We start from the raw sequence: 25,692 nt of genomic DNA, 5'->3' as shown, positions 1-25,692 counted from the left end.
AGCCCTCTCACGCAGCTCCGGCGGGTACTTCTTCGAACTCACGGACTTCATCCTTCCTCAACAGATGAAGTCTCCCGACCCGCCGGGGCGATTCAATCACGAGCCTGCGGGGTAGTCAGAAGTTCCGCTCGTGCGTATCCGAACCACATGGCATTAACTCCTCGGTAGTCGTCGGACTTGGCCGGTGGGAGCGATGCAGCCGACCATCACTTTTGCGACGGCGTACCGGATGGGCCGCTGACCACGGCATGAGCCGCTATCTGGATGCGCACTGGGTGCGGTGCGGCATGTCGCGCGTCGCAGGGCTCGCGCACCTGGTGTGGGCTGCACTCGTTGTTCGCTTCGGTGGCTCGGTTGCTTGCGTGTTCTGCATTCCACGGCCTCCTTGATCGAGGCACTCGGACGAACGGCTGACTGGGTCCGGATCCGGAAGCCAGCTCGCTCAGCCATCAAAGTTCTGCGGAGAGAACTGGACGGCGCGCTGAGTGCTGGTCCTACCCTGGCCTGCAGGAATGCGTCGTGGAAGGCTTTTGCTGTTGACAAAATGGTTGTCCACAGAACGCGGTAAAGGCTTATGGGATGCTGGTGCTTGATGGAGAGGAGTTCATGGATAACGGCTTCCAAGCGGCACTGTCGGCACGCGTAGCCGAGGTGCAGTCCACTGCGCGAGTCCCAAGCCTGACTGTGGGTGTCGGTGCTAGGGGCGTTCAGTTCGCTGTCGCCTCCGTCGGGTACGCAGACGTCGAGAATTCGATTCCTGTCACTGGTGAGAGCAGCTACCGCATCGGGTCGATCACAAAGACTTTCACCGCAGCGCTCGCCTTGCTGCTTGTCGAACGCGGGGAGCTGCTTTTGGATAGCCCGGTGGGTCGATACCTCCCGGGCACCCCCTTCGGCCACCTTCCAGTTCGCCTGCTGTTGTCCCACACCAGTGGCCTGCAACGCGAAGCGCCCACCGACATGTGGCAGAGCATGCGCGGACCGTCACGAATGGAACTCCGTGAGCTGTTCCAGCATGCCGAACTAGTCGCCGACGCTGGGGAGCGCTGGCATTACTCCAATCTCGGCTACGCAGTCCTCGGTCAGATCATCGAAGAAATCACCCATCAACCGTGCGATACCTCGATCACGGAAGCTCTGCTGAATCCGCTGGGGCTGAACCACACCAGCTGGGCTCCACCGTCGCATGCTGCGGTCGGCTACAGGCTCGACCCGCACAGCGATGCCGTGCACCGCGAGCCGGTCATGGACCAGGCTGCGATCGGCGTCGGAGGCCAAATGTGGTCCACACCGCGCGATCTGTTGCGCTGGGGACACGTGCTGAGTGGAGGCGACGCGACGGTGCTACCCGTGGCGGTAGTGGAGAAAATGCACACGCTTCAGGTCATGGTGGACACCGTCCGCTGGACACGGGGTTGGGGGCTGGGATTGATACTGGAGCGGCGACATGACCGTATCTTCGCCGGACACACCGGCGCTATGCCGGGCTTCCAATCCGCACTGATGCTGGACCGTGGCACCGAGCTCACAGTGGTGGTCTTGGCGAATGTCACCCGAGGGATCAGGGCTGCTGACCTCGCCCTGGAAGTGCTGGAAATGGCCGCAGCAGCGCAGCAGCCGAAACCAACGCTGACGTGGCACCCGGCGCCACCCTGCCCACAGCATATTCAACCGATGCTCGGGAGCTGGTGGTCGGAAGCTGACGAATTGGTATTCCGATGGGAGCGCGACGGGCTGCATGCGACCCTGCTCAGTGATCCCGTCGCTGGCGGCACTCGTTTCATCGAGGAAGCGCCAGGGCGATTCCGTGCTGCCGCAGGCAGACTGCAAGGTGAGCTGCTAGAAATCGATCAAACGCCAGGAGGGGTCGAAATGCGATGGGCAACCTATCCGCTCACCCGCACTCCGCGATGAATGTCGCCAAGCTCTCCTTGACATGCGAGACTGCCCTGCCGTCACAGGTGCGCAGTTTCAGATCAGCGGACCGAAACATGTGCAATACCCTTGGCGTAACCGAGCCTGCGGAGACTCCGTTCATTGCCTCTTCGACTGACGATGCGGCGGCTTCCTGGTCACCGATCCGAAGCTGGGCTTCGGCTTGCTCGAGCAGCCAAATAGTTCGATTGCGCACGAAGACTGCCGGGCTGGCTGAATCCTGCTCGCGCAGAGAGCTGATCGCAGGCTGGAGTTGGCCAAGGTCGAGCAGCGATGATCCTCGATGTCCAGCTAAAGCGGCATTATCGAACACCTCCAGCCAGACGGGATCGGGCTCGCTCGGATGATGTCGAGACAACTCGACTTCAGCGGTGGCCAGCATTTGTCTGCACAGGTCCGCTTCGCCCAACCTGGCGTGGGCACGTGCTGCCATCGTCGAGACGAATGCGTTCAAGCGTCGGTTGCCACTCCGTCGCGCCCACGCCAGAGACGCATAGGCTCGCTCGGCACCACGTGCGGGATCGCCAGTCCACGTGCTCATGAAGCCGGCGTTTGGCCCCCCGATAAACGCCAGCAAGTCCAATGCGCCGGCCTGCTCGGCGACACGTTTGGCGGCAACGAAGGATTTGTCGGCCAGCGCGACACTACCGCGGTCGAACAGCATCCAACCCACCAGCTGCTGCGCCTCAGCGATGACGCGCAGCAAGGAAGTTCGATGGGCCTCGGCCAACCGCAAGACGACCTGCTTCGCCGCCTCGGCGTAAGCGACTACCTCATCGAGGTGTTCAGCGGCCATCGTGTGATCCGCAGCGCGCACCCGCGCGATGAGATCGCGGAGTGTGACCTCCGCCGAATCTGGCTCCAGTTCGATGCGGCGTGTCGACAGGCGGGCAGACTCTGTGAACGGGGCAGCAAGACGACTCAACCGCCCGCCCGTCTTGAGGACAGCGTCCAGACGATCCACCAGATCAGGTTGCGGGCGTCGCTCCGCTTTCTCGATCCGCGCCAGCAGATCATGGCTGACAAGTACCAGTGGTGCCAGCTGGCGCAGCGATAACCCAGCAGCCACCCGCCGAGCGCGAAGTTCAGCACCAAACAGTGTTTCCGCTGTGGCACGCGGTTCGAATGAACGAGGGGCTAATCCCACCGGGCAATTATTGCGCGTGGCGATCCCGGCGCGCCAGTGACGGAAACGGTCTGAACGACCGTCAGATCGGTCCACGGCGGTTTGGAAGAGATACCGTCCGCGCGGACACGTCACAAACCCAGTTCGTCATCGCGCTGCCGATGAGTTTCGGCGCGTGACTCGTTGAGTTCTCGATCGATGTCGTCGGTCGGTCGAGCAGGTCGACGACGTTGTTCGCGTGCCAGTTGAGCTGGGTCGAGGGTGCGGCGCCGGTGTTGTTCGGCGCGGCATTCATCGAGCTGTTGATAAATGTCGGTGATATGCGCGACTTCGGCCTCGGTGTCAGCGCGTGTAGAGCGTCGGCGATCGAGCACAGTTGCTGGATCACTGTGCAGAAGGTGGTCCCAGTTGTCGGCGGTTCCGGCCAGCCGGATGGCTTCGCGATTGGCTTGGCGTGCGGCACCACGCGCGGTGGTGTGCTCGCGGCTGCGGTTGATTTGTTCGCGGACGAGGGCGTCGACGCGGGTCTGGAGTGCACGTCGCGTGCTGCGGCGGAAGCTGGGGGTGGCTTCGAGGGTTGCGCGTGTTTCGGCGAGTTGGGTCGCGATGGCGTGGAAATGTTTTGCTGCGGTGTGGAGGTGTTGTTCGGCGATGCGGGCGTCGCGGATGGCTTGTTGTGCTGCGGTGTGGCGGCGGATGCGTTCGTCGGTGTCTGGTTCGTGGTCGGGGGTGTGCTGGGCCGGGCTGTACAGGAAGTCGTCGGTGTGGGCGAGCGCGAGGCTTTGGTGAAGTTGGTCGATACGCTCGTCGAGTTGAGCGTCGGTGAGTGCAAACAGCGGATTATTCACACTTGGATCAGCGGTGGCTGAGCCGTCGGAAGTTGATTCCGTAGCAGTGTCGGGTAGCGGGTGGTCACGAAGCCAGGCTTCGATCGCAACGCGATGGGTTGGGTTGTGGGTGGCGCGCCAGTCGCGGCGCAGCATCGCGAGGGCTGCGGGTGCGGGGTTGGTCGTGGTGATGTGGTCGCAGCGGGCGGTGATGTGGTCGGTGGGGTCGTGGTCGGGGATGCCGGGCACATGGTTGTCGCGGCATTCCCCGCATAATCCGTCGTCCGCGCGGCGCGGTGGCACGGGGGTGGCGTCGGTGCGGGTGCGTTCCAGGCCGCAGGCCACGCATCCGAGCCAGCGGGTGTGAGGGACAGCGGCGAGGTCGTAGTCCAGCGCGTAGTACTTCGGGCGGTCGTCGGGGAGTGCCTCACGGTAGTAGTGATGCACGACGCCGTCGGGAATGACGCGGTCGTAGGGCAGGTCGTCGACATCGGCGCGGGTATCGACATAGTCCTGCTCCCCGCGGCGGGCAACGATCTGTGCATCGGTGAGCGGGTCGCGGCACTGAGCAGGGTTGATGTATTCGTGGCGGTCGCGGGCGGCTTCGTGGCGTCGCTCGCGCCGATACGCGGGTTCGGTGCGTGCGGTGCCGGGTTGGTAGACGTGCGGGTCGGTGTCTGGTGTGCAGGCTTCGATGAGTGCGCGATGCTGGGGGTAACGTTCGCCGGCCCACCGAAGCCGTGCGCGGGCGACGGGGAAGCTGTTGCGGTAAAGCGTTTCCGCGATATCGGCGAGTATGGTGCGTTGATCTTCGGTGGCGATATCGGTGAGGTCGGCGAGCATTTCGACCGCGGCGGTGATCTGGCCGGTGTGCATCAGTTGCGCCACCGTGCGAATGTGTTCGGGAAGCGCGGTCCCGAGTGTGTTATCGGCGGCGGGTTCGGTAACGGGACTTTGCGCCGCTTCGGCCTTGAGGCGTGGGCTGTCGTTCCGGGCATGTTCGAAGTCGGAATTGGGTTGTCCGATGGGGTGATTTGTGGTTTCGGGCATGGTCGTGGGGTGGGGTTCGTGGCTGCTGGCGGTGTCGTTGGCTGGGGCGGGGGTGTGGTGGAGGAGCGCGTCGATACGCCAGGCCAGGGCGTTGGCGAGCTGGTCTGGGCGCAGGACGAATGTGTTGTCGGGTTGGGCGGTGAGCAGCAGTTCGTGGGCGGTGGAGAGGATTTGGTCTGGTGTCCAGCCGGTGACGGTGGCCCGGTCGATCGCGGCGACGACACGGGGCCACGCGGGGTCGGTGATGACGCGCTCGGCGGTCTCATCGCCGAGAACGGGGTGCAGGTCGGTGATCCAATCGGGTCGCATGTTGCGGTGGCCGGTGGCGGTGTCGAGGGCGGAGGGCTCCAGTTGCAGGCGTGACCACAGTGCGGCGGCGGGCATCTCATCGGGCAGCGACCGTCGTGTGGCGGCGTCGGTCAGGAGGGTTTCGATGTCGAGTCCGGCGCGGGCGGCGACGTCGATCTTGTCGGCTAGGACCGGCCAATACGGGTCCGCCACGATCCGGGCATCGAGGCGTTGGAGGGTTGCGGCCCATCGGTTGACCGGTCGGTGAATATCGCCGATCGCGTCGGTGACCCGGGTGTCGAGCAGCTGCTGATACCCACGTTCGAGCGCGCTGTACCGTGTCGGGCCGGTGGGCCGCATGTCGCGGTCCTCGACGTGCAAGCTCGCGCGCCAGACCGCAAGGTCACCGAGCAGGTCGGGGTCGGCGCCGACGAGGGGGCGCGCCCAGTGCGGTGCGGTGCTCGGCGTCCACGCCTGCACGTCGGCGCGGATTTGTGCGGCGAGGTCGCCCACGATGGTGGCGCGGGCGGTGAGTTGAGTGGAGTCCAAGTCGTCGCGCAGGCCGCGGGGGATGCCGTGCGCCCACGGCAGCGGTCCGGTGCCGGTGGAGTGGGTACCGGTCGGATCCAGACGCCAGTCCAGGACGGCGGCGACATCGTCGGCGGTGTCGAGCTCCCGCGCCCCGGCGGCGGTGTGCAGGGCAGCGACCGGGTCGCGCCCGGACAGGGCGATCGCGGCCAGGTGCTGGCGTAGCACGGGGTAGGCGGGGCTGTCGGTCAGGTGTGGTCGCAATGCTTCGGCTGCTTGATCGATGCGATCGAGCCTGCCGGTGCCGAGAGCTACTTCGGCGGCGACACCGATCGAATCGAGGTAGATGTCGAACGCGCGCTCGATGCGCGTGTGTGGATCGAGTGCGTCGCGCAGCTGTGTGTGCGCGGATTTCTGCGCACCGTCTCGGCCGAGTATGCGCACCAACCCTTCCACCGCGGTGCGCGGAAACACCGCTGGTTCGCTCCAAAACGAGCCTTCCGAACCGTCCAACGCTGTGGGGATGTAGGCGTGGTTGGCGTGCACACCGCGGGTCATCGCGACATACAACTGCTGCCGTGACTCGCCTCCAGTGAGCGCGACATGGCACGCATCGGCGGTGATTCCTTGCGCGGAATCGATCGTCGCGGCATAGCCGAGCCGCACGTGCGCGGCGACGTAGTCGACGGGAAACCGCACCCATTCGCCCGGTTCTCCGTCACCCGAACGCACGCGGGCGCCGGTGAGACTGCCGTCGTCGTGGACGGCAGTGACGGTCCAGGTATCGCCGTTGCGCACCCAATCGCGGGCGCCGACACGCAGTCGCCGGTTGTTGCGGCGGGTACGGATCGTGTCACCCACCGACGCGGAAAGCCCGTCGGCAAGTGCGCATTCCGCCTCCACAGTGCCACCCGCGCGGGCGAGCCGGTCGGCGCGGGCGCGGGCGTTCAACGCGGCGACGACCTCATGGTTGGCGGCCAGCATGATCGCCGCGCGCCCGGCGAGATGGTCGTTCATCCACGCGGTAAAGGTGTCGTCTTGGGTGGCGCCGTGATGCCCGCCGTGCACGCGTGCGTTGTCGAGATACCAGCCCAGCGCTGCCGGATCACCCTCACGTAATTGCAAACTCGCGGTCGCTTCCGCCGAGGAGGCGAACCGCACCACGTGGGAGAGGGTCAGGGTTTGGTCGGTGGCGGCGGCGTGCATGTCGGCGTCAGCGCCGCCGGCTTCGATCGCGGGCAGCTGGTGATCGTCGCCGATGCACCGCACCGTCGCGCCGCGTTCGATCACGAACTGGAGCAGGCGTAGGCGTTTGAGATTACCGAGCTTGACGTGCTCGTCAACGATTACCAACGTGCCGGAGTCGATCTGCAACACCCATTCCGGCAACGCGGGCGGCACATCCCGCTGCAAGGCGGGGTTGTCCAAGTGCGGGGTGTGGCGGGACAGAACATCGAGAAGTTTGTCGACCGTCTCCACGCGCGCGCCGATCGACGTGCCGAGCTCCGCGGCCGCGGCCGCAGTGGGCGCCAATCCGAGGACCTGTCCGCCGCTGGCGTGCCAGGCGTCGGTGAGCACTCGCATCGCTGTGGTTTTTCCGGTCCCGGCGGGGGCGTTGGCGGTGTGCACCCGCAGACCGGAGGTGGCGAACCCTTCGACCACGCTGACCTGCCCGGCATTCAACGGACGATCCGGATACGCGGCGTTGTACGCGCGCACCGCATCACCGACCGTCTCCGAGGAAAGTTGGCGAGCGCCGGACTGCACCGACAGCTCGATCAACGCTTGTTCCACCGACAGAACCCGCTTCGAGCTGTACAGCTGTGAATTGGTCGCGGTGTACACGCTGGCACCGTGACGGCGACGCCACAGCTCCGGCACGTGGCCCAGTTCGGGCGCATCCGCCACGTCGGGATCACCGCGTGCGATCGAGTGGGCGGGCGAGAGCGCGTCAGCGACAACGGCCTCGGTCACCTGTTCCCACTCTTCGGCACGGATATGTCCGCGCACCTGCCGTTCGACTTCGGCGCGGACATTGTTGGGCCGCCACGTCGAGCGGTGCTCGGCGACCACCTCCAGCACCCGCTCGGCGGTGCGGGCGATCCACTGCGCCGAGACCGCAACCCGCGGCGTGCGCACGGGATTCAAGGCCGCGACGATCATCCGTGACAGCGCTTCCCGGCCACCCAGCGTGCTCAGTGCTTCGGCGCGCCAGTCGGCGCGTTGTTCGGCCAGTGACCGCAGGTGGTGTTTGGCCGGGCGGGTTTCCAGGGTGGCGCGTTGCGCCAACTCATACATTTCCGTTGGGACAGGTTCGCGCCCGAACCATTGCTGGAACTCCGCCGCAAGCTCACCCACGCGCGTCTTGATCGCTGTTTCCCGTCGAGACCACGCTTCGATCAATCGAGTCGGGACGCCGACGATCTCGCGGACCGGGCGCTTGGCGGGATCCGCCGCGGGGCGTTCGGCGAATTCCACGCCGACCAGGTCTTCCATGTGGTGCTCGAGGCGGGTGTTGTAGATCTCCGACACGGTGACCACGGCCTGGTAGATCGCGGCCCCGTCCAGGGTGCGCCACTTGCCGTCTAGCGTGCGCACCCGGTTGGCGATCAGCACGTGCGTGTGCAGGTCCGGATCCCCGGCACGGGAGTCACGGTGGGTGAAACACGCCGCGACAATGCCGTCGACGTCGACCTGGCGCACACCGTTGCGGCCCAACCGGGTGAAGAATCCGTGCTGTTCGAGCCACCTCAAAGCGTCGCGCACCGCACGCTGATGCGCGAGTTCGATCTTGTCCGCGACCGCCCGCGGCGCCACAGCCCAGAGCGCCGACACCGATTTGACGGGCGAGAAAGTTATGTCGAAACCCGCGACCGCGGTCGTATTCGGCCGAGAGTTCTTGGCCACCCACCCCGACAACTCCCGCGCATCACAGGGCGCGCGCCCATACTCTTCGCAGAACATTTCGTACGCGACATGGGTGCGAATCCGCGCTCGTTCTGCATCGGGAATGGCGTCGTGCGGGTCTGCTCCGTGCGCGATATTGTGTTGCTCGAACGCTTTCGCGCATCGTTTTCGGAACGCGGAAACCTCGGCGTAAATGCGATAGGGGTTGCCTAAACGCGACGCTTTATCGGCCGCGCGCGCCGCATCCTTGTGCTTGGCACCGAGGCGGATCTGCTCGTCGTAGACCTCGGCTTCGACCTGCTCGGCGTTCGGGTGACGACCCAGTCCGAACAGCGATTTCATCTGCTCTTCGGTGACTTCCGCGCCATCGGCGATGCCGAGTGCGGTCAAACCGGTGCCGTGCCAGACACCGGGTGCTTCCCCGTGTGCGGAGTAGTAGTCGGCCAAGCTGTCACGGCCACGTGAGCTGGCGTCGTGCGCGGCGACATTACGCAGGTAATACTGATAGCCATTGCCTGCCACGACTTTATGAATGGTCGCGGTCATATATCCATCAAGCGCCCGCGACGCAAATATTGCCAGGGTTCAGTTTGACTATTTTTCAGTCAAATCCAGCGTTTCCCCTGGTTGTTATCGAATCGTTATCCTGGATGCAAGAGGTGTGCTTGAGAAGAGAGAGAAGGTGAGCTGTGGAGGGCGTAGTAGAAGTGAGCAGGATGGCGTGTGTATGGATGTGGATAAGTGGGATGGGCGTGGATGGGCGAGGGGATGTGTGTGGGCGGCAGGGTGGTCCTGTGAGGGTGGGAAGGTGGTGAAGGCCGGGACCATGGGGATCCCGGCCCTCGGGCGTCGGTCGCGCGGACTCAGGCGCGCGGGGCGGTGACGAGCCTCCATCCGAACGACTCACATGCGTAGTGGCGGTCGTCGATCGCGACGACGTCGCCCACCGAGAGCGATCGATGCCCCGCGGCGGCCCAGGCGTCGGCGTGCGCGTCGTCGTCGGGATACTTGGGGTATCCGTTAAACGTGGCGAAGGCGCGGTCGAGCATGAGCTGGTCGGACCAAACTTTGGCGGCGGGGACTGTGTACTCGTAAGCGGCTACGAGCGGTGCCCCGCTGTGGTAGCGGTAGGGCGTGGAGGGGCGGTCGGCGTTGAGGAACACCGTGATCGTGGCGGCTGGGCGGAGCCACGTCGGCAGGTCGAGCTGCCAGGTGACGTCGCGGAAGTGGATGCGCAGGCGGCGCGCCAATCGGCGGTACATGGGGTTGTTGACTCCTGTCTGGTGGGCCGGTCCGCCGTGGGCGCGTGGCAGCCACGGCGGACCGGTGATCAGGGGGAAGGGAGATGTCGGGTCAGGCCGCGCGGGCGCTGGTGCGGTGTGGGGTGATGCCGAGTTGGATGCGGCAGGTGGTGCAGTAGCCGTTGGTGTGGATGACGGTCAGCTGGGTGCAGCCGTCGCAGCGGCCGTGGCGCTGGTCGGCACCCAACTGCGGCCGCCGCGCCCGCGAGGCGCGGCGCGCCGGTCCTGCGGCGGTCCGCCGCAACGGAGTACGCGTGGATGCGGAGGCGGGAGCCAGCTCGGGGTGCTGGTGGAGGAAGCGGGTGATGATCCGGCAGATCGGGTGTGGTGCGGCGCGATGCCACACCTCGGTGAGGATTCCGTGCGCGGCGCGCGGGTAGGCGGCGGCGAGGAACTCACACCGCGATAACACGAACTGTTCGAGGGTGAACTTTTCGGGCAGCGGCGGGATGCCGGGCCGGTTGTCCGCGCGGCAGAGGTCGCACAGCCCGTCGTCGGACACGAGGCGGCCGTCGCGGGCGTGGGTCGGGCGCTGGTCGGTCGTGGCACGTTCGATGAAGCAGGACACGCACCGCCACCCGGTGACCGTGACCATCGCGGCGTGGTCGTAGTCCAACCCGTTGCCCTGCTCAGGGATTTCGGGCCGGGCATCGTCGCGTACCCGCAAGGTGGTGCGGGCGGCGGCGAAGGCGAAGCGTTCCTCCTCGCTGATGCGGGTGCGCCGCCGACGCGGCCCGCGCGGGGCGCGGCTACGGGGCTCGACTTCGGGGTGGTCGGCGGCGTCGAGGTAGTCGCGGGCGAGCTGTGCGAGGGAGGACTCGTGGTCGCGGTCGGTGCGTTCGGCTGCGCGGAACCGCTGTTCGTCCCAGGCGGCGCGGAGCTCGTCGTCGTACTGTCCGGCGACGTAGGCGAGGTAGACACGATCCCACAGGAGCGCGGCTTCCTCGGCGTCGCGCGGCTGGTCGGGGTAGCGGACCCGCGTGTCGGGATCGACGGGCTCCACCGCAGCGGTAGTAAGCGGGTCGTCGGGGTCGATCACACCCATGTCGGTGAACAGCAGGGTGTGGGCGTAGTCGGTGCTGAGTGCGTCGTGCAGGTGGTCGCGGGTGAGGACGGGGCCGCGGTGGTCGCCGACGAGGACAGTGCGAGCCGCCGCTCGTGCGGCGATGCGGGCGGGGTCGAGGCGTACGGCGTCGACCCGCCGGGTCGGCGTGGCGTGGGTGACCGGGGGCCGGTAGCGCTCGCGCACCGGCATGGGCGGCAGTTCCGCGGCGGCGAGGGAGATCTCGAACAACTCGGGCAAACCGCGGTGGTGCAGGCCGGGGTCGGTGTCCGGGGCGCAGACGCTGATGCGGTCGCGGTGCTCGGGGTGGTATTTCCACAGTGCGTCGAGGCGACGCTGCGCGGTGGCGAAGTCGTAGCGGGTGAAGGTGTCGGCCAGGCCGGTGAGGAACGCGCGGTCCTCGGGTGTCGCCAGGTCGAGCACGGCCGGGAAAGCGCGGCGGGCTGCGCGTGGGTCGGTGGTGAACAGGTATTCGATGTGGGTGATGGCGTCGAGGAAGGCACTGCGTTCGGTCATGACGAAATGTCCTGTCTCGCGAAAGGGAAAGGACCCACCCCGCGACGCGCGCCTTCTGCGACACGAGGGGTGGGCGGCTGGTCGGGCGACCCGCCTGAGGGCGATCGGCCAGGGTGGTGAGCGACGCGGCGGAGGGAACGCGCCGGCTGCGGGCGGGAACGAATTCCCCTGCGCACAACCACGCGAGCCGCGGGCGGCCCGGCGGACGCCGCGCGAGGGGGGAATTCGTTCACGATCCGGGCGCGGGCCCGCAGCCGCGGCGGGCGCCACCCTGGTAGCCCTCAGGAAGGCGGGGCGACCGGCCAGACGAACACCCCGGCCCCCGGACCTTCCCTTCAGGCTTCAGTCAGAACGTCGGCTCGTCGCCCGATGCCCCGCCGAACGACCCCGCGCCCGTGACCGCCCACGAGTCCGCCGACCACGCGTCACCACCACTGCCGGTGGAGGCGGCGGCACCGACCAGCTCGCGGGAGCGTGACCGGTCCGCGCCGAAGCCGCCCGTGCTGCCGCTGCCGGGACGGGTGACGCGGTTGACTTTCGCGGTGGCGTATCGCAGCGACGGCCCGATCTCCTCGACCTCGAGTTCGACCCGGCTGCGCTTGTCACCCTCGGCGGTCTGCCAGCTGCGCTGCCGCAACCGCCCGGACACGATCACCCGAGCACCCCGGGTCAACGACTCCGCGACGTTCTCCGCGGCTTCGCGCCAGATGCTGCACGGCATGAACAACGCCTCGGCGTCTTTCCACTCGTTGGCGTTGCGATCGAAATACCGTGGGGTGGACGCGACAGTGAAATTCACGACCGCGTGACCAGCGGGGGTGAACCTCAACTCCGGATCGGCAGTCAGGTTCCCGATCACAGTCAGCGGGGTGTCTCCGGCCATGAGCATGCTCCTTCACAAGGTGTGGACGGGTGGGGATGAATCGGGGATCGTGCTGCCACCGAGGTAGTGACCTCGGTGGCAGCACCGACAGCCGGATCGCCTCACCTCTGCGGGCGGATCGCCTCACCTCTGCGGGCGAATCGAATGTGGTGATGTCAGGAGGCGAGGTCGATGTCGTGATAGTCGATGTCTCCGGCGGCGGCCTGTTCGACATCGACCAGCGCGAAGTCGAGTTCGGTTCCGGCTGCGGCCTCGGCGAGGAAATGCAGATACCGCTTCGTCCCCGCGGAGCTGTCGCGCCAGAAGCTCTTGCCGATCGGTGCCTCCGCGGCGGCGACCTGCATGGCGAGCACGATCATCCACGCCCGCGACGGTGTCGCGGCATGGATCGCGGCAACCAGCTGCTGAGTAGAACCCCCGATACCGAGCAGCGTGGTCACCTTCCGCAGATCGGCCGGATCCAGGGCGTGGGCCATGGATTCGGCGACGAACGCCGCCGCCTGCCTCGGCGGGGTGCGCCCGGCCAGCAGACGCGGCAGGAACTCCTGCCGCCGCGCGTTGGCCGCATCCCCGCGCTTGTTCAGCTCGATCACCCGCCGCCGGTCCTGGCGCGCCAGCTCCCGCTCAGCTGCCGCCTTCGCGGCGGCTTCCTCGGAGCCGTCACCAGTGTCGGGGACGATCTGCTGCAGGCCGCTGTCGGCCAGCGCGCTGGCGGGCAGGAAGTAGGACGGGATCCAGCGGTCGCGCCACTGCACCCGCTCGGCATGCACCCGCCCGTCGGCGGGTTCGGCGGACAGGTCGCCACGGGTGCTCCAGTCGACAGTGCCCGCGTCGACGATCGCGCCGGTGTCCCTGTCCACCAGCAGCCCGTTCTCCTGAACCTCGAGATACACCACCCACCGGGCCGGGTCGGCGTAGATCAGCTCCTCACTCACCGGCTCACCCGCGGCGGTGACCAGCTCGCTGGCCGGAATGTAGGCCACGTCCGGCTCCGGCTCGCTGGTGTCAGGTTCGGCGGCGAGGACCCCGAACCCATACGCGCCATAGAGAAGCGATTCGTGAAGGCGGGCGCGGGTTTCGGCACGGTCGTGCTCGATCCGCTTCGCCGTGGAGGCGAAGCTCCACCGGCCCGCCGCCGCCAGGCGGTCGACCGCGTCGGTGTCGCCGAGGTTCTCGTAGTGGGCGATCACCGCGAGCTGATCGAGGCCGTACTGGCGCTGTTCCAGCAGCTGCTTGGCGGTGTCGGAGGCACCGACCGCGGCGCTCTTCTGAATCTCCGACCGCGTGCGCTGTAACCCTTTCGCGATCCGGGTCGCGGACGCTCCGAGGTCGAGCATCAACGCGATGCCGGTGGCGCGGTCGGTGTCGGTGAGCGGGATTCGGCGGTCGTTGAGGTTGATCTGGGTCAACGTCCGCGCGATCCGGCGTTCCTTCGCGTCGACGTCGGTGGGGGCGTCGGTGACCCACACCGGCACCCGCGCCAACCCGACCTCGCGGGCGATCAGCGTGCGGATCTGCCCGTCGACGACATGAACAGAGCCGTCGGGCTCGCGTTCGGCGCGGATCGGGTTACCGACACCGAACTCCCGGAACGAGGCCGCTTCCTCCGGGTGCGCGGCGAGATCGAAACTCTTGCGGACATTTTCGGCGATCACCAACTCTGCCGGGTCCAGGTACTCCGCCTTGGCCTCGGGCAGATCCGGCACCGGCATGTCTTCGATGACGGTGGGATCCTCGACCACGGGGGCGGGCTGCTCGGCAGGCACGGTTTCCTCGACGGCCACCGGGTCGGTGTCAGGACCGGGGTCGGCGGCGGCGGTCAGGGGGGAAGTAGTCAACACGGCTCCTCACGACAAGCGGCGCGGCGACCCCCACCGGCTACAGGTGAGGCCGCCGCGCCGGAAGACGGAAACGGGGGCAACAGGACACGGGCGAGCGCCCGCTCGGATGAGAGGTCAGGCGGCTCGCTGGGCGCTCTGGCGAGCGACGTTGACCGGGCACAGCCGCAGCACACCGCGCTCGCCGTCGTCCAGGAACGCCCAGTAGCGGCCACGCCAGGCCGGGTAGTCACCGCGCCAGCGATCCAGCACCGCCGAATCAGTGATGGCGGGCGCGGCTCCCGCGTAGCCGAGATGCTCGAGACGCTCGAACTCGCCGCGAGTGAGGGACTGCACGGCAGGGGTGGACGCGGACATGAAGAAACCTCCTGGGATCGGTGGGGCGCACTGAACGCCGCCGGAGCGGGGTGGGTCGAATACGGACACAACGTGCTGCCGCCAGGTCAGCGATGCCTGCGGGCGGCGGCTACGTGGTGACAGCCCGCCGATGCCCCTTGGTCAGCCGAGAGTGGCGGGCTCGGCGTGAAGGTCATCGATGACCTGGTGTGCATCGGTGACCAGGCGGGCGTGACCGTCACGGATGAGGTCGTGGCAGCCGGTCGATGCCGTGGAGTAGATCGGGCCAGGGATCGCGAATACCGGGCGGTTGAGCTGGCGCGCCCAGCTGGCGGTATTGCGGGTGCCGCCACGGATTGCGGATTCCGGGATGACCAGCGCCCGCGCCAGCGCGGTCACCAGCCGGTTGCGTTGCAGGAACTGGTGTTTGGCCGCGGGAGTATCGGGCGGGTACTCCGAGATGAGCAACCCGGACTCGGCGATCCGGTCGAACAGCTCACGATGCGCGGCCGGGTAGGCGCGACCCAGCCCGGTCGCGACCACCGCGATCGTGCGACCGCCACGGTTGAGCGCCGCACGATGGGCGGCGGCGTCGATACCGAACGCGCCGCCGCTGATCACCGTCCAGCCGCGCTCGGCCAGATCACCGGCGAGGTCATGGGTGACGTGCACCCCGTAGTCGGAGGCCGCACGAGAGCCGACGACCGCGACGGTGAACTGCGACAGCGGACTGTGCCGTGGTGTGCTACGCACCCACAACGCCACCGGGCTCCCCGCCGCCACGCCGGGCCCGTCGAGGTCGGCCACAGCCCTCGGCCACTCGGCGTCATCGCGAGTGACCAGCCGAACGCCGAACTCGTCGGCGCGGTCGAGATCCTGGGCAGCCTGACCGCGCAGGTCACGCGGGACAGCCGCCACGACATCGCCAGTGGCCAGCCGGGCGGCGGCCTCCTCGACCTCGAGCGTGCGCATCAGCTCACGCACCACCGGCGCGCCGGTCAGGGCAGCTCGAGCCAGGATCGCCCACGCCAGCCGGCGCGAGGAGGCTTGCGGTGCGGCGGGATTCATACAACCTCCACGGGGTCGATTCGGGGTGCGGGTTCAGTCGATGTCGATGCCGAGCTTCACGGCGCTCGCGCGCCCGGCGGTCAGAACGGCGCGGAATGCCTCGACCGGTACGGCGCGGTCGATTCCGGTGACCATGGCCTGCACGGTCTCGTTGTCGGGGTCGTCGGCCAACGCGATCCGGACCGCGGCCAGTGCCCGGTCGCGGTCGCCGTGGACGTAGGCGGTGACCGCGCACAACATCGCGGCTGGTGCGCGGTGCGGGGACGGCAGCCCCCGCACCAGCAACGCCCACAACCGCTGCCCGCGTGCGCCGTTGACACCGACGGCGAAGGCATAAAGGCTGTCGCGGACCATCTCGTCGGCCAGCGCATCGGCGAGCTCGGCCACCTCCGCAGCCGACAGCACCCCCTCGTCGCGGACCGCCTCCACCTGCATCAGGACCAGCCGCAGCCGTTCCTGCGACAGCTCACGATCACTGCCACGCACCGTCACCAACGTCGCGACCTCGGCGGCCAGCTCGGTATCCGCAACCAGGTCCGGCGGAAGATCCTCGACACTGTCACCGCGGGGCGCGGCGTAGGGCAGCAGCCCGTGCTCGCTGCCGAACAAGCTCACCCACGGATGACCCGCGGCAGGGCCGGTCACCGACCACGCACCGAGCATTCCGACCCGCAGTTCGGCCAGCTGGTCGCGCAACATGGCCACCAGCTCGCGGTGTTCGTCGCGGGGAAACGGTGTGTCCGCACTCGGATCATCGATCACGACGACCGCGACCGCGTCCGGACGATGCTTTGCGCACCAACCGCGGGTGCGGGCCAGGATCGGGACGGTGGCCAGGTGCTCCCGGGTCAGATAGAGATCTTCGCGGCGGATGCGTTCGACCGCGATATACGCATCCGGCCAGCACGCCAGCTCCCGCAAGCTCATCACCACCAGCGACCGGTGCGGTGGGTTCGGCAACCAGGCCAAAGCCTCGGCAATGAACCGGCCGGGATCAGCAACAAACGACACGGCAAACCTCCTCGAAGCCAGGGAAAAGGGGGACGCGTCACCACGGCGGAAGACGCAGGAAGGCACGCACACCGAGCGGCGCGACATCGCATGACGGCGGCGGGATGACAAGGGCGTGGGCGGGGAGGGTGGATGCGTCCTAGAGAGGGGAGGGGCGCATCCACCGTTGCGCCTCGGCGCCAGATGAAGCAGCGGGCAACAGTCCAGCGCCGGCAGCATCGGGCTTCGACCAACGGAACGCGAAAGTGATGTCCCCCGGCGAACCCCGACCCCTGCAGGCAGCCTGATCCCGCCGCCCCGGGTGAGACCCGGCCTTTAGCTCCGCGTCCTCGAGTTAGTGGCAGCGGCTGGTGCGGGTGGCGGCGTAGGTCAACCCGTCGATGATGGTGCGGTCGGCCTGCGTCGCGGTGAAACCCTCGACGCCGACATGGATACGCGCGGCGTCACCGAGCACGGCGTGTGCGTGTGCGTAGTCGAGCAGCCCTGCACCGACGATCCGACCCAGCGAGTTGGCCGCCAACAGCAGGGTGCGATGCCGCACCCCCGGGTAGGCGGCGCGGACACGGGCGCTTTGAGTGACCAACGCCGCCTGCACGTAGGCGTCGGGATGACCGACCACCGGAGCGCTGCGGGGAACCGGGAGCGGTGCTGGCGGGCTCAGCAGACCGGTCAGCCACTGCGGCAAGAGGATCGGTGCCCGGTCGTCGAGGCGGCGGTACGGGCATTCGGGCAGCTGGGATCCTGCGGCGACGACATAGCCGCCGTGGCCGCGGCTGTCGATGCGCCACCCGAGACGGGCGATCGTGGTGCGCAGCGCTGGTGTGCGTGGCGCGCGGTAGTACAGGGCCTGTGTAGCTACATGAACGCAGAGGCTGGAAACCGCACTGCCACAAGTGGTCTGTGGAACAATCGCTTCATTCTCCATGTCCCGAGGGGGGCTCATGCGTGCGGTGCCACTGCTTGTTGCGGTTTGTTTCTGCCTGTTCGCTTGCGCCAGACCTGAGCCTACGCCCAGCGTGACGCTCACGGCTCCCGCAACGGCGTCAGCGACACCGACAACCTCGACCACCGGGCCCTTACAATCACAGAGTGATCAGCCGACGGTTACGCAGCCTCAGGCGACCCAAAATCCAGTGGCCTCAACAATCCTTACCCAAACGTCGGTAGCCCCGACGACCGTAAGCTTGACCGAAACCTTGCCGACGACAGTGGAGATAGGCCCCATTGAGCCTAACTCCGGGGCCCGGATTACTACTTCTCCGGCTCCGGCCTCAACTCCGCCGCCTCCCCCGCCGCCGCTTCCTGGCGTCTCTGTCCCGACGACGTCCGATGATCATCATGCGGAACGATGAAACGGCGTCGTCGTCGCGGCGCGCGGTGGCGGTGGCGGTGGGGACATCGGAGGCCACTCTCACCGTGGCGATCCTCTACTACGTCGGTTTGGTGTACACCCGCGCCTGGTATGGACACTTCGGTGTCGATGCCCGGCTACTGGACTTCGGTGTGTCCGACTACCTGATCAGAAGCCTCGACGGCGCCTTCTTTCCGGTGGTGCTGGTCTTGTTGATCGCCGCGGCGGCGTTCGCCCTGCGCCCGCTGCCGATCGTGGTGGTGTTGCGTACTAGACGGCCGCGGTGGGCGCTGCGGGTATGGGTGGAGACAGTCACCGTAGTCGGGGTGTTGCTATGCGTGGCGGCCGCGGTAGGCGTCACCCTGCGTGAGCAGTTGCCGACGTGGACGAGTCTGGGCCTGCCTCTTACGCTGCTCGTCGGCGTCGCATTGATCTGGTACGCCCTGCATCTGCGCGCCACATACCACGGTTGGCTACGCCGCCGACGTAGCCACCGTGGCCCGGCCGACGGGTCTCTGCCGTTACGGATCACGCTGATAGGTCTGATATTCCTCGCCGTGTTCTGGGCCGTCGGGTACTACGCCAGCGTGCAGGGCGTCCGCGCCGCACAACGCGAGGAAAGTCATGGGTTACGGTCACGACCCGCAGTGGTCGTGTTCAGTGTCGATCGCCTCGCCATTGCGGGCGGAAAATCGAGAATCGATGCGATCACCATGCCCGACACGAAGTATCGCTACCAGTACAGCGGACTACTGATGCTCGCCCGCGCCAACGACCGCTACTTCCTCGTTCCTGCGGACTGGGACAAGAAGCGTGGCGACCGCGTGTTTGTCATCACCACCACCGACAACGTCCGTATCGACCTCGCTCCACGGCGCACTGCGAAAGAAACTCGACCCATTCCCAGCAGCCCGGCCAGCGGAGGTCTGCGTTGATTCAGATCGATCGAATGCTGGGTGGCCAGCCGTTGCGCCATCGCCAGGAACGCCTCGACCCCGTACTGGTTGTCGGTGCCCCCGGCTTTGCGTAGCAGCGCGCCGATGCGGGCGAGCATCTTCTGCGAGGTCGTCACAGCCGCAACCCCCCGTAGCCGAACATGGCCGCGAACGCGAGATGAGCGCGCAGCAGGTCGATCGGACGGGAGGTCAGGTCGGCGGCGGGTGCGGCGTCGCGGACCTTCCGAATCTTCAGCAGCTTGACCCCGCGCAGGTTGACGCCGACGACGGGTGGTGTCGTGTCGGTGCCGGCGTCGTCGATGACGGCGTAGTCCGACAGTCGGATCCACACCTCGTACCAGGCGTCGGCGGGCTGGCCTTCGCGCGGCGCCTCCCGGGCATCACGCTCGTTGGCCTGCCACCGATGGCAGGCACAGGCCGGGTCCTCGCAACGGGCGAACGTCTCGGGCGGGTGCGGGTTGTAGCGGGTCTGCCGCCCCGCCAGCATCGGGCACGCCTGGCGGGAGTAGTGGCCGCATTCGGGGTGCACGCCGGGTTCGGGGGCGACGCCGCGTAGGTGGTCGGCGGGCCGGATGTAGAGCACGACGCGGTCGTCCAGCGGCTGCCCGCAGATTTGACAAAGTCTGCGCCACAGAGTTTCTCGCAGTCGTTGCTGGTCGAGTTTGCCCCAGACCGGGCGGGTGCGGTCGCGGTGGGCGAGGGTGATGTGCGGAACCACCAACCCCTGCGACAGCGGCGCGTGCGCCAACCGCACAGGGACCGGCGGCCGCGGCGATGGTGCGGGTTCAGTCAACGTAGATCACCTCCAAGCAGTGGTGCGCCCATGAACAGGCGCAGGACAGGTGTCAGGAGTCGGTGGGCTGGATCGGTGTGGCCGAGACCTCGATCCGGAGCACCCGCTCGGCGACGCCGGGGGCGTGGATGCGGATTTCGATTGCCGCGCGGCGCGCTCCCGGGACCGGTGGTTCGGCGACCCAGGGTTCGAACCGGTCGGGGTCGAGGTCGGGCAGGTTGGCTTCCATCCAGGCCACGATGTCGGCGGCGTGGGTGATCACCACGGCCAGCGGCGGCCGGTGTGCGGGACGACATCGTGCACCGCGACAACGAGGGGTGCGGCGGGCACCTGGGTGCTCACCGACCGCGGCAGCAGCGCCTGCAAGCCACCGGCAGCAAGGTTGCCGCGCGCGATCACCCACCGGCCGTTGTGGAGCTCGGCGGGCAGCAGTCGCCACCCGTGGCCGGTCGGCAACCGATCGAACAGCTGCCGCTGCCAGCCGCTACGGCTGCCACCGTCCTTGTCGAGGGTGTCGACTTGCGTGGCGTATTCGATGCGCACCAACGCCATCACCGCCGTGACCCTCGCCATGGGGGAAAAGGGTCGACGCCGGGGAACACAGCGATCGAGGTGCCGGACTGGGGCGGGGTCGCGAACGCGGCGTGATACCCCGCGACAAGCACCCGCGCGGTTGGGGCGACGTCGGGCAGGACCGATCGATAGTGGGGGTCGGTCTGCAGGCGGGCGATGTAGCGGACGGAATCGATTCCCACCGCAATCACCTCACACGCCGGGAAGGGCGGTGGTTAGCGCCGGAACTCGGAGTGAGGGTGGGCGCGGTTGGGCTGAACATCATTTCGAAGCTGCTCGGTGAGACGGTGATGGCGAACCAACCGTTGCGGGCGGCGTAGGTGCGGACCAGGTCGATGAGGGTGTGACCGTCGAAGTCCTCGGTGAGATCGAGGTATTCGGCGAAGTCGTCACCGAGCGGTGCACCGTGATCCCAATGGGTTTTGGGTCCGTGGCCGAGGGCGTAGACGACGCGAGCCATGCCCTCGGGGCTGCCGGGTTCGCCGGGCTGGCGCGGAATTCCATTGCTCATCAGATGGATGCCCTGGTCCTTGACCCAGATCAGCGACGGCACCGCCGGTCCGGGATCGTCAAACGGCGAGCGGGTATGGCCAGGAGCCGCCATCGCGTGCTCGGCGAGGTCGATCACCTTCGACAGTGGGAACCACAGGGTCACCGATGGCATCGGCAGATCTCCTTCCTTCGAGGGGATTACGGTGGTCAGGCTGGGATCGCGCCGCCGGGCGGGGTGACGGATTCGATGAACGCCAGCGGCAGCAGCACCCCGGCCTGCTGGCCGGCGCGGGACAGCACGGTGTAGTGGCGATGCACCGCCTGGACGTGGACACGGTCGTGGGTGTAGCCGCCGCGGGTGATCACGGTGGCCGCCGCCTGCGCGCGGCGGAGCCGGTGCAGCTCGGTCGCGATGAGCGCGACCACCGGATCACCACCCTCGACGTTCTCCTCGGGCGTATCGGCGGCGATGGTGCTGGCCAGGCGCTCGCGCAGCAGGGCGCGGGCGTGATCGAGGTCGTCGAGGTTGGCGTCGTCGTCGAACCAGCGGTCGATCCGAGCAAGGACTTGGCGCAGGAACTCGCACTCGGAACTGTCAGCCGCTGGCGGGGTCGAGCTGTGGTGTTCGCTCATCGGCGGCCGCCTCGCAGACGGCGCCACCACCCGCCACGGCGGTGCAGGCGAGGCCGGGCGTAGCTGGCCAGCACGGCAGCGAGGGTGTCGGCGGCGTGGGGGTCCAGATCGGCGCAACGCCAAGCGTGGTCGGGGTCGTCGCGGTCACGCAGTAGCAGCCGCACATGGTTGCCGTCGGTGCTGACGACGACGGCGTGGCCGTCGACATCGCCCAGCCGGATGAGGATGGTGGCCAGATTCGGGTAGTAGGTCACGGAAGGATCCCCTCTGGTGAGGTGGAAGTGATGCCGGGAGACGGCATGGAGGAACAGACACCGGTGGTGTCAGGCGTTCTCGAGTTCGATCAGGTCGGCGTAGCGTTCGAGGCCATCGAGCGCCTCGCATTCGCAGCGCGGGAACGGGCGCAGGCACTCGGCGCAGAATCCGCAGGCGGTGCAGTGCGGGCCGGGCTGTTCGTAGTCGAGTTCACCGCAACCCAGGCAGTACTCCCAGTCCGCGGCGGTGTAGCCCCAAGAGTGGGTCTGGTAGGTGTGGTTGGAGTACCAGATCCCGGCGTCCCAGTGCCCGTAGTGTTCGTTGAAGATGTAGGCGGAATGCTTGTAGCCAGGGTCGACGGTCAGCAGCACCATTTTGTCGCTGCCCAGCCACCGCTCCAGGTGCGTGCGGCCCGCCCAGGAATCCAGTGACCCGAATGGCTGGGTCGGCAGGAAGTCTTCGGCGGCGATGCGGGTGTCGCTTCGCTCGTCGCCGATGTGGGGGTGGACGTTGCTGGGCAGGATCCCGTTGTGCGCGAGCACGGTCCGCTCGTCACCACCGACCAGGAAGGGATGACAGTTCTCCACGCCGCGGTAGCCGTGGGTGGCCAGCCGGGAATGGAACAACGCCGCACGCTCTGGATGACGCTCTCGCACGGTGGCGAACTCGCTGATCACCGCGTCGGCGTTCATGCCGCGGCCGACGATGATGCCGGTGTCGGTGAGCACGGCGTAGCCGTGGCCGTGCGGGTTGGCCAACGCCCCATTGGACAGGGCGTCGAGGTCGGGATTGATGCCGGGTTTGACGAATGTCAAGATGCACACGCGAGGGCCTCCATTTCAGCCAGCAGCGGGGAGTACTCCGGGCGCGAGCGCACCCAGGTGGTGAAGGCGGTCCATTCCCAACCGCGCCGGCGCGCGATATCCGCCGCCGACAACTCGCGGGTGTACTCGACCGACGCCGCCGCGAAGGCGAGGGCAGCTTGAACTTGTTGAGGATGGAGGGAACTGGCGAAGACGCGCAGCTCGAAAGTGTCTTCCGGGCAGACGTTGATGGCCTGGTAGCGGCCGTAGCCGTCCTGGCTGCCCTTGGCGTAGTCCTGAGCGCTCGAGCGCTGTTGTGGGGAGAACTCCGCCCACGATGAGGCCCGCCGCGCCAGCGTCGTGACGGAGCGTTCGTTGCGGTACACGAACTTCAGCCATCGGTAGGCGTGCGCGGGGGAGGAGAAACCGGCGCGGGAGACGTGGACGTGGATGCCGACGCCCTCATCGGTGTAGCAGCCCAGCAACCGCAGCCGACGCAGCAGCTGCCACGGAAATCGTTGCAGCGCAAATGCATACGACATCGGGTGCGTGACAAGTTCGAAACCGCAGGAGATCGAACCGTCTTCCTTCAGATACGCCAGGTCCCGGATGTGCGCCACGGCGGTGTCGACGGCGTCGCGGTAGCTGCGGTCGGGGGTTTTGATCTCGAGTTCCATCCCCAGGAACAGCGGGCCGTCGCCGTGGAAGTGCAGTTCGGGGGTGTAGTAGGAGTCGTGGACGGCGTGATGGGCGGGGGAGTAGGTGTCGAAGCAGCTGTCGCAGTAGGTGGTGTCGACCAGGACGAGGGTGAAGCAGTCGCAGCATTCGTGGTAGTCCTCGTCTGCGCACCGCTCACACACCCGGTTGCCGCTGTCGACGGAATAGAGTTGGTGGGCGAGGCTGCCGCAGTCGTGGCAGGTCTCGTAACCGGCCGCGCACTCGGCGCAGACTTCTGTGCTGGCGCCGACAACGCTGCGGGCGACGTGGGTGTAGGTGTCGCATTCCCCGCACTGCTGCCAGCCGGTCAAGCATTCGCGGCACAGCAGGGTGTCTTCGACCGTGCGGGCCAGGGTGTCAGCGCGGGCGTGGTCGGCGCACTCATCGCAGCGCGGCAACCCGGCCGCGCAGTTCGCGCACACACGATCGCCGCCGATCGTGGAGATCAGGTGCCCGGCGGTGACGCGGGCAGAGCATTCCTCGCAGACGGGCTCGGCCAGGGCGGATGCGGGCATGACGAATCGGGTCCCTTTCTGTGGAATGGAAAGAACCCCGCACCCAGCCCGAGAGACGGGCCAGATGCCGGGGCTCTGTATGGGGAGGGTCAGCGGCTGAGGGTGCCGCGCGGTTGCCTCACGGCGCTGTGGCCTGCGAGCGGGTGGGTCGATGGGCCGCGGTCCGCGCGCGCAGCCCGCGGTTGCGGGAAGTGGTGGCGGTGCGGGATTGCGACGTGATGCAGCTGCAGTCGGGGAAGGCGGTTTCGCAGTCGAAGCACCAGCCACAGTCGCCGCAGTAGCGGCTGGTGCGGTGCAGGTCGAGTTTCTGGCAGTACCCGCACAGATACCGGCGTCCCCGTACCGGCCAGCGCCGCTCGGGCGGCAGGTAGCTGGTGTTGGAGTACCAAACCCCGGCCACCCAAGACCCGGCCTGCTCACCGAACAGGTAGGCGTGATAGTCGTAGGCCGGGTCGACGGTGAGGATCACCAGCTTGCTCGACCCCAGCCACGACGCCAGTCCCCGCGCGCCGCGGTGGGTATCGATCGACCCGAACGGCTGCTTCGCCAAGTACTCCTCCGCCGCGATCCGGGTATCCGAGCGCGGGTCGTAGGGGCCGGGGTGCACCCGCTTGGGCAGGGTCCCGTTGTGCGCCAGCACGGTTCGAGCGTCACCGCCCAACCGGAACGGGTGACAGTTGGCCAGCGAGATGCTGCCGTGGGTGGCGTAGCGGGAATGAAACAACGCCGGACCCTCCGGATACTCGGTGCGGGCCTTGGTGAACTCCGCGATCACCCGCTCGGCATTCATGCCCCGATCGACGAGGATCCGCCGCTGGTCGACGATCGCGAATCCGTGGCCGTGCGGGTTGGCCTGCGCACCGATCGCCAACGCCACCGGGTCCGGGGCGACGTTGCCGGGGATGTACGTCAACAAGCACATGCCAGGTCCTCCATCTCCGCCCGCAGGGGCTGGTAATCGGGGTGGTCAGCGACCCAGGCGGCGAAGCGGCCCCATTCCCAGCCACCGGCGCGGACGTCGGTGACGCGCAGGCGGCGGGTGTAGTCGATGGAGGCGGCGGTAAAGGCGAGCGCTGCTTGTACTCGCTGGGCATCGAGAGAGCTGGCGAACACGCGCAGCTCGAGGGTTTTGCGGGGGTGGGGGTTGATCGCCTGATACCGCTCCAAGCCCAAGGCGTGCTGCGGGCCTTTGGCGGTGTCGCGCGCCCGGGCCCGCGCCGCCAGGTCGAACGGTGCGTAATGCGAGCGCCGCCGCGCGAGGGTGGAGACGGCGGATTCGTTGCGGTACAACAGTTTCATCCACCGGTAGATGTGGGCGGGGGAGTCGAACCCGTCGCGGCTGGCGTGCACATGCAGCCCCACGGTGGAGTCGGTTTCGCAGTCGAGGTCTTCCAGCGCCGCCAGCAGCGGCCACGGGAACCGCTCGATCGCATACCGATACGACATGGGATGGGTGACCACCTCGAATCCGGTCGGGCGGATCGAGGAATCCTGCTTCAGGTAACCCAACCGCCCCAGATGTGCGGCGGCGAGAGAGGCGCATTCGCCATAGCGGTAGCCGGGGACGATGATCTCCAGCTCCAGGCCCAGGAACAGTGGGCCCTCGCCGTGGAAGCGGGGGTCGGGTTTGTAGCTGTAGTGCCAGACATGCTCGCGGCGGGTACGGCAGTCACAACTACGGCCGCGGCGGGTGAGGGTGCCGCAGTGCGGGCAAGTGTCGAACCGCTCGACACAGCGGGGGCAGCTGCGGTGCCCGCCGGCGATGTAGCGGCTGTCGACGGTGTAACGATCGCACTCGAAGCAGAGGTCGAACAACACGGTCGCGCAGCGCAGGCACACCGGCTCGTCGGTGTCGGTGCGCACCCGCGGGTCAGTGGGTATGCGGCAGGACACGCACGGCCCAAACCAGGAAACACACCGGCCGCAG

22 protein-coding genes and 1 pseudogene are annotated in these 25,692 nt (G+C 67.5%); 2 read left to right on the top strand and 21 right to left on the bottom strand.

The genetic code is table 11. The features are described 5' to 3' along the window. The first annotated feature begins 579 nt into the window (after nucleotides 1–579). Nucleotides 580–1,914 (top strand): serine hydrolase domain-containing protein, encoded by a 1,335-nt coding sequence (locus ACGF7Y_RS35255; RefSeq protein WP_393241922.1) that lies wholly within the window; start codon nucleotides 580–582, stop codon nucleotides 1,912–1,914. Here ACGF7Y_RS35255 and ACGF7Y_RS35250 read toward each other — a convergent pair. The 10 genes from ACGF7Y_RS35250 to ACGF7Y_RS35205 form a co-directional block, all read right to left on the bottom strand. Beyond that, entirely contained in the window at nucleotides 1,895–3,082 is a 1,188-nt protein-coding gene (locus ACGF7Y_RS35250) for a multiprotein-bridging factor 1 family protein (RefSeq protein WP_393241919.1), read from the bottom strand. The two genes, ACGF7Y_RS35255 and ACGF7Y_RS35250, sit on opposite strands and share 20 nt — an antisense overlap. A gap of 110 nt (nucleotides 3,083–3,192) precedes the next feature. Next, nucleotides 3,193–9,207: a MobF family relaxase gene (gene mobF, locus ACGF7Y_RS35245; RefSeq protein WP_393241917.1), complete on the bottom strand. Its 6,015-nt coding sequence runs from the start codon at nucleotides 9,205–9,207 to the stop codon at nucleotides 3,193–3,195. A 317-nt stretch (nucleotides 9,208–9,524) separates the two neighbouring features. Beyond that, complete coding sequence (locus ACGF7Y_RS35240) at nucleotides 9,525–9,923, bottom strand: hypothetical protein (RefSeq protein WP_393241915.1); 399 nt, start codon at nucleotides 9,921–9,923, stop codon at nucleotides 9,525–9,527. Nucleotides 9,924–10,014: 91 nt separating this feature from the next. Continuing rightward, entirely contained in the window at nucleotides 10,015–11,541 is a 1,527-nt protein-coding gene (locus ACGF7Y_RS35235; protein ID WP_393241912.1) for a hypothetical protein, read from the bottom strand. A gap of 346 nt (nucleotides 11,542–11,887) precedes the next feature. After that, nucleotides 11,888–12,424, bottom strand: coding sequence for a single-stranded DNA-binding protein (locus ACGF7Y_RS35230; protein ID WP_393241909.1), 537 nt, complete (start codon nucleotides 12,422–12,424; stop codon nucleotides 11,888–11,890). A gap of 155 nt (nucleotides 12,425–12,579) precedes the next feature. Next, nucleotides 12,580–14,262: a ParB/RepB/Spo0J family partition protein gene (locus ACGF7Y_RS35225; RefSeq protein ID WP_393241908.1), complete on the bottom strand. Its 1,683-nt coding sequence runs from the start codon at nucleotides 14,260–14,262 to the stop codon at nucleotides 12,580–12,582. Nucleotides 14,263–14,379: 117 nt separating this feature from the next. Next, nucleotides 14,380–14,619, bottom strand: coding sequence for a hypothetical protein (locus ACGF7Y_RS35220; protein ID WP_393241905.1), 240 nt, complete (start codon nucleotides 14,617–14,619; stop codon nucleotides 14,380–14,382). 141 nt (nucleotides 14,620–14,760) lie between these two features. After that, entirely contained in the window at nucleotides 14,761–15,666 is a 906-nt protein-coding gene (gene dprA, locus ACGF7Y_RS35215; protein WP_393241902.1) for a DNA-processing protein DprA, read from the bottom strand. A 33-nt stretch (nucleotides 15,667–15,699) separates the two neighbouring features. Continuing rightward, on the bottom strand, nucleotides 15,700–16,677 hold the full coding sequence (locus ACGF7Y_RS35210) for a DUF4192 domain-containing protein (RefSeq protein ID WP_393241899.1): 978 nt from the start codon (nucleotides 16,675–16,677) through the stop codon (nucleotides 15,700–15,702). 334 nt (nucleotides 16,678–17,011) lie between these two features. Beyond that, on the bottom strand, nucleotides 17,012–17,602 hold the full coding sequence (locus tag ACGF7Y_RS35205; RefSeq protein WP_393241896.1) for a bifunctional DNA primase/polymerase: 591 nt from the start codon (nucleotides 17,600–17,602) through the stop codon (nucleotides 17,012–17,014). 413 nt (nucleotides 17,603–18,015) lie between these two features. Here ACGF7Y_RS35205 and ACGF7Y_RS35200 point away from each other — a divergent pair, with 413 nt between their 5' ends. Further along, nucleotides 18,016–18,963, top strand: coding sequence for a hypothetical protein (locus tag ACGF7Y_RS35200; protein WP_393241893.1), 948 nt, complete (start codon nucleotides 18,016–18,018; stop codon nucleotides 18,961–18,963). 59 nt (nucleotides 18,964–19,022) lie between these two features. Here ACGF7Y_RS35200 and ACGF7Y_RS35195 read toward each other — a convergent pair. The 11 genes and pseudogenes from ACGF7Y_RS35195 to ACGF7Y_RS35145 form a co-directional block, all read right to left on the bottom strand. Beyond that, nucleotides 19,023–19,082 (bottom strand): annotated as a pseudogene (locus ACGF7Y_RS35195) (hypothetical protein); the annotation flags it as partial. Between the two features lie 14 nt (nucleotides 19,083–19,096). Further along, nucleotides 19,097–19,777: a hypothetical protein gene (locus tag ACGF7Y_RS35190; protein ID WP_393241890.1), complete on the bottom strand. Its 681-nt coding sequence runs from the start codon at nucleotides 19,775–19,777 to the stop codon at nucleotides 19,097–19,099. A gap of 52 nt (nucleotides 19,778–19,829) precedes the next feature. Next, a complete protein-coding gene (locus tag ACGF7Y_RS35185) occupies nucleotides 19,830–20,039 on the bottom strand; it encodes a hypothetical protein (RefSeq protein WP_393241887.1) in 210 nt (69 codons plus the stop codon). Next, on the bottom strand, nucleotides 20,036–20,350 hold the full coding sequence (locus tag ACGF7Y_RS35180; protein WP_393241884.1) for a hypothetical protein: 315 nt from the start codon (nucleotides 20,348–20,350) through the stop codon (nucleotides 20,036–20,038). Before ACGF7Y_RS35180 ends, ACGF7Y_RS35185 begins: the two co-directional genes overlap by 4 nt. Nucleotides 20,351–20,537: 187 nt before the next feature. Continuing rightward, the gene (locus tag ACGF7Y_RS35175; protein WP_393241882.1) at nucleotides 20,538–21,014 is read right to left on the bottom strand and encodes a hypothetical protein; all 477 of its coding nucleotides are present in this window, start codon (nucleotides 21,012–21,014) and stop codon (nucleotides 20,538–20,540) included. A gap of 35 nt (nucleotides 21,015–21,049) precedes the next feature. After that, complete coding sequence (locus tag ACGF7Y_RS35170; protein ID WP_393241879.1) at nucleotides 21,050–21,475, bottom strand: hypothetical protein; 426 nt, start codon at nucleotides 21,473–21,475, stop codon at nucleotides 21,050–21,052. After that, the gene (locus ACGF7Y_RS35165) at nucleotides 21,472–21,729 is read right to left on the bottom strand and encodes a hypothetical protein (protein WP_393241876.1); all 258 of its coding nucleotides are present in this window, start codon (nucleotides 21,727–21,729) and stop codon (nucleotides 21,472–21,474) included. Before ACGF7Y_RS35165 ends, ACGF7Y_RS35170 begins: the two co-directional genes overlap by 4 nt. A gap of 69 nt (nucleotides 21,730–21,798) precedes the next feature. Further along, nucleotides 21,799–22,554 (bottom strand): hypothetical protein, encoded by a 756-nt coding sequence (locus ACGF7Y_RS35160; RefSeq protein WP_393241873.1) that lies wholly within the window; start codon nucleotides 22,552–22,554, stop codon nucleotides 21,799–21,801. Continuing rightward, nucleotides 22,542–23,765, bottom strand: coding sequence for a hypothetical protein (locus tag ACGF7Y_RS35155; protein ID WP_393241870.1), 1,224 nt, complete (start codon nucleotides 23,763–23,765; stop codon nucleotides 22,542–22,544). Before ACGF7Y_RS35155 ends, ACGF7Y_RS35160 begins: the two co-directional genes overlap by 13 nt. 118 nt (nucleotides 23,766–23,883) lie before the next feature. Beyond that, a complete protein-coding gene (locus ACGF7Y_RS35150; protein ID WP_393241867.1) occupies nucleotides 23,884–24,687 on the bottom strand; it encodes a class II glutamine amidotransferase in 804 nt (267 codons plus the stop codon). After that, nucleotides 24,675–25,628, bottom strand: a complete 954-nt coding sequence (locus ACGF7Y_RS35145; protein WP_393241864.1) for a hypothetical protein — start codon at nucleotides 25,626–25,628, stop codon at nucleotides 24,675–24,677. Before ACGF7Y_RS35145 ends, ACGF7Y_RS35150 begins: the two co-directional genes overlap by 13 nt. Nucleotides 25,629–25,692: the final 64 nt, after the last annotated feature.

It is taken from the genome of Nocardia sp. NPDC047654 (genome assembly GCF_043205035.1).
In the GTDB taxonomy this organism is placed as follows: Bacteria; Actinomycetota; Actinomycetes; order Mycobacteriales; family Mycobacteriaceae; genus Nocardia.
This window is presented reverse-complemented; position numbering and strand designations above follow the sequence as displayed.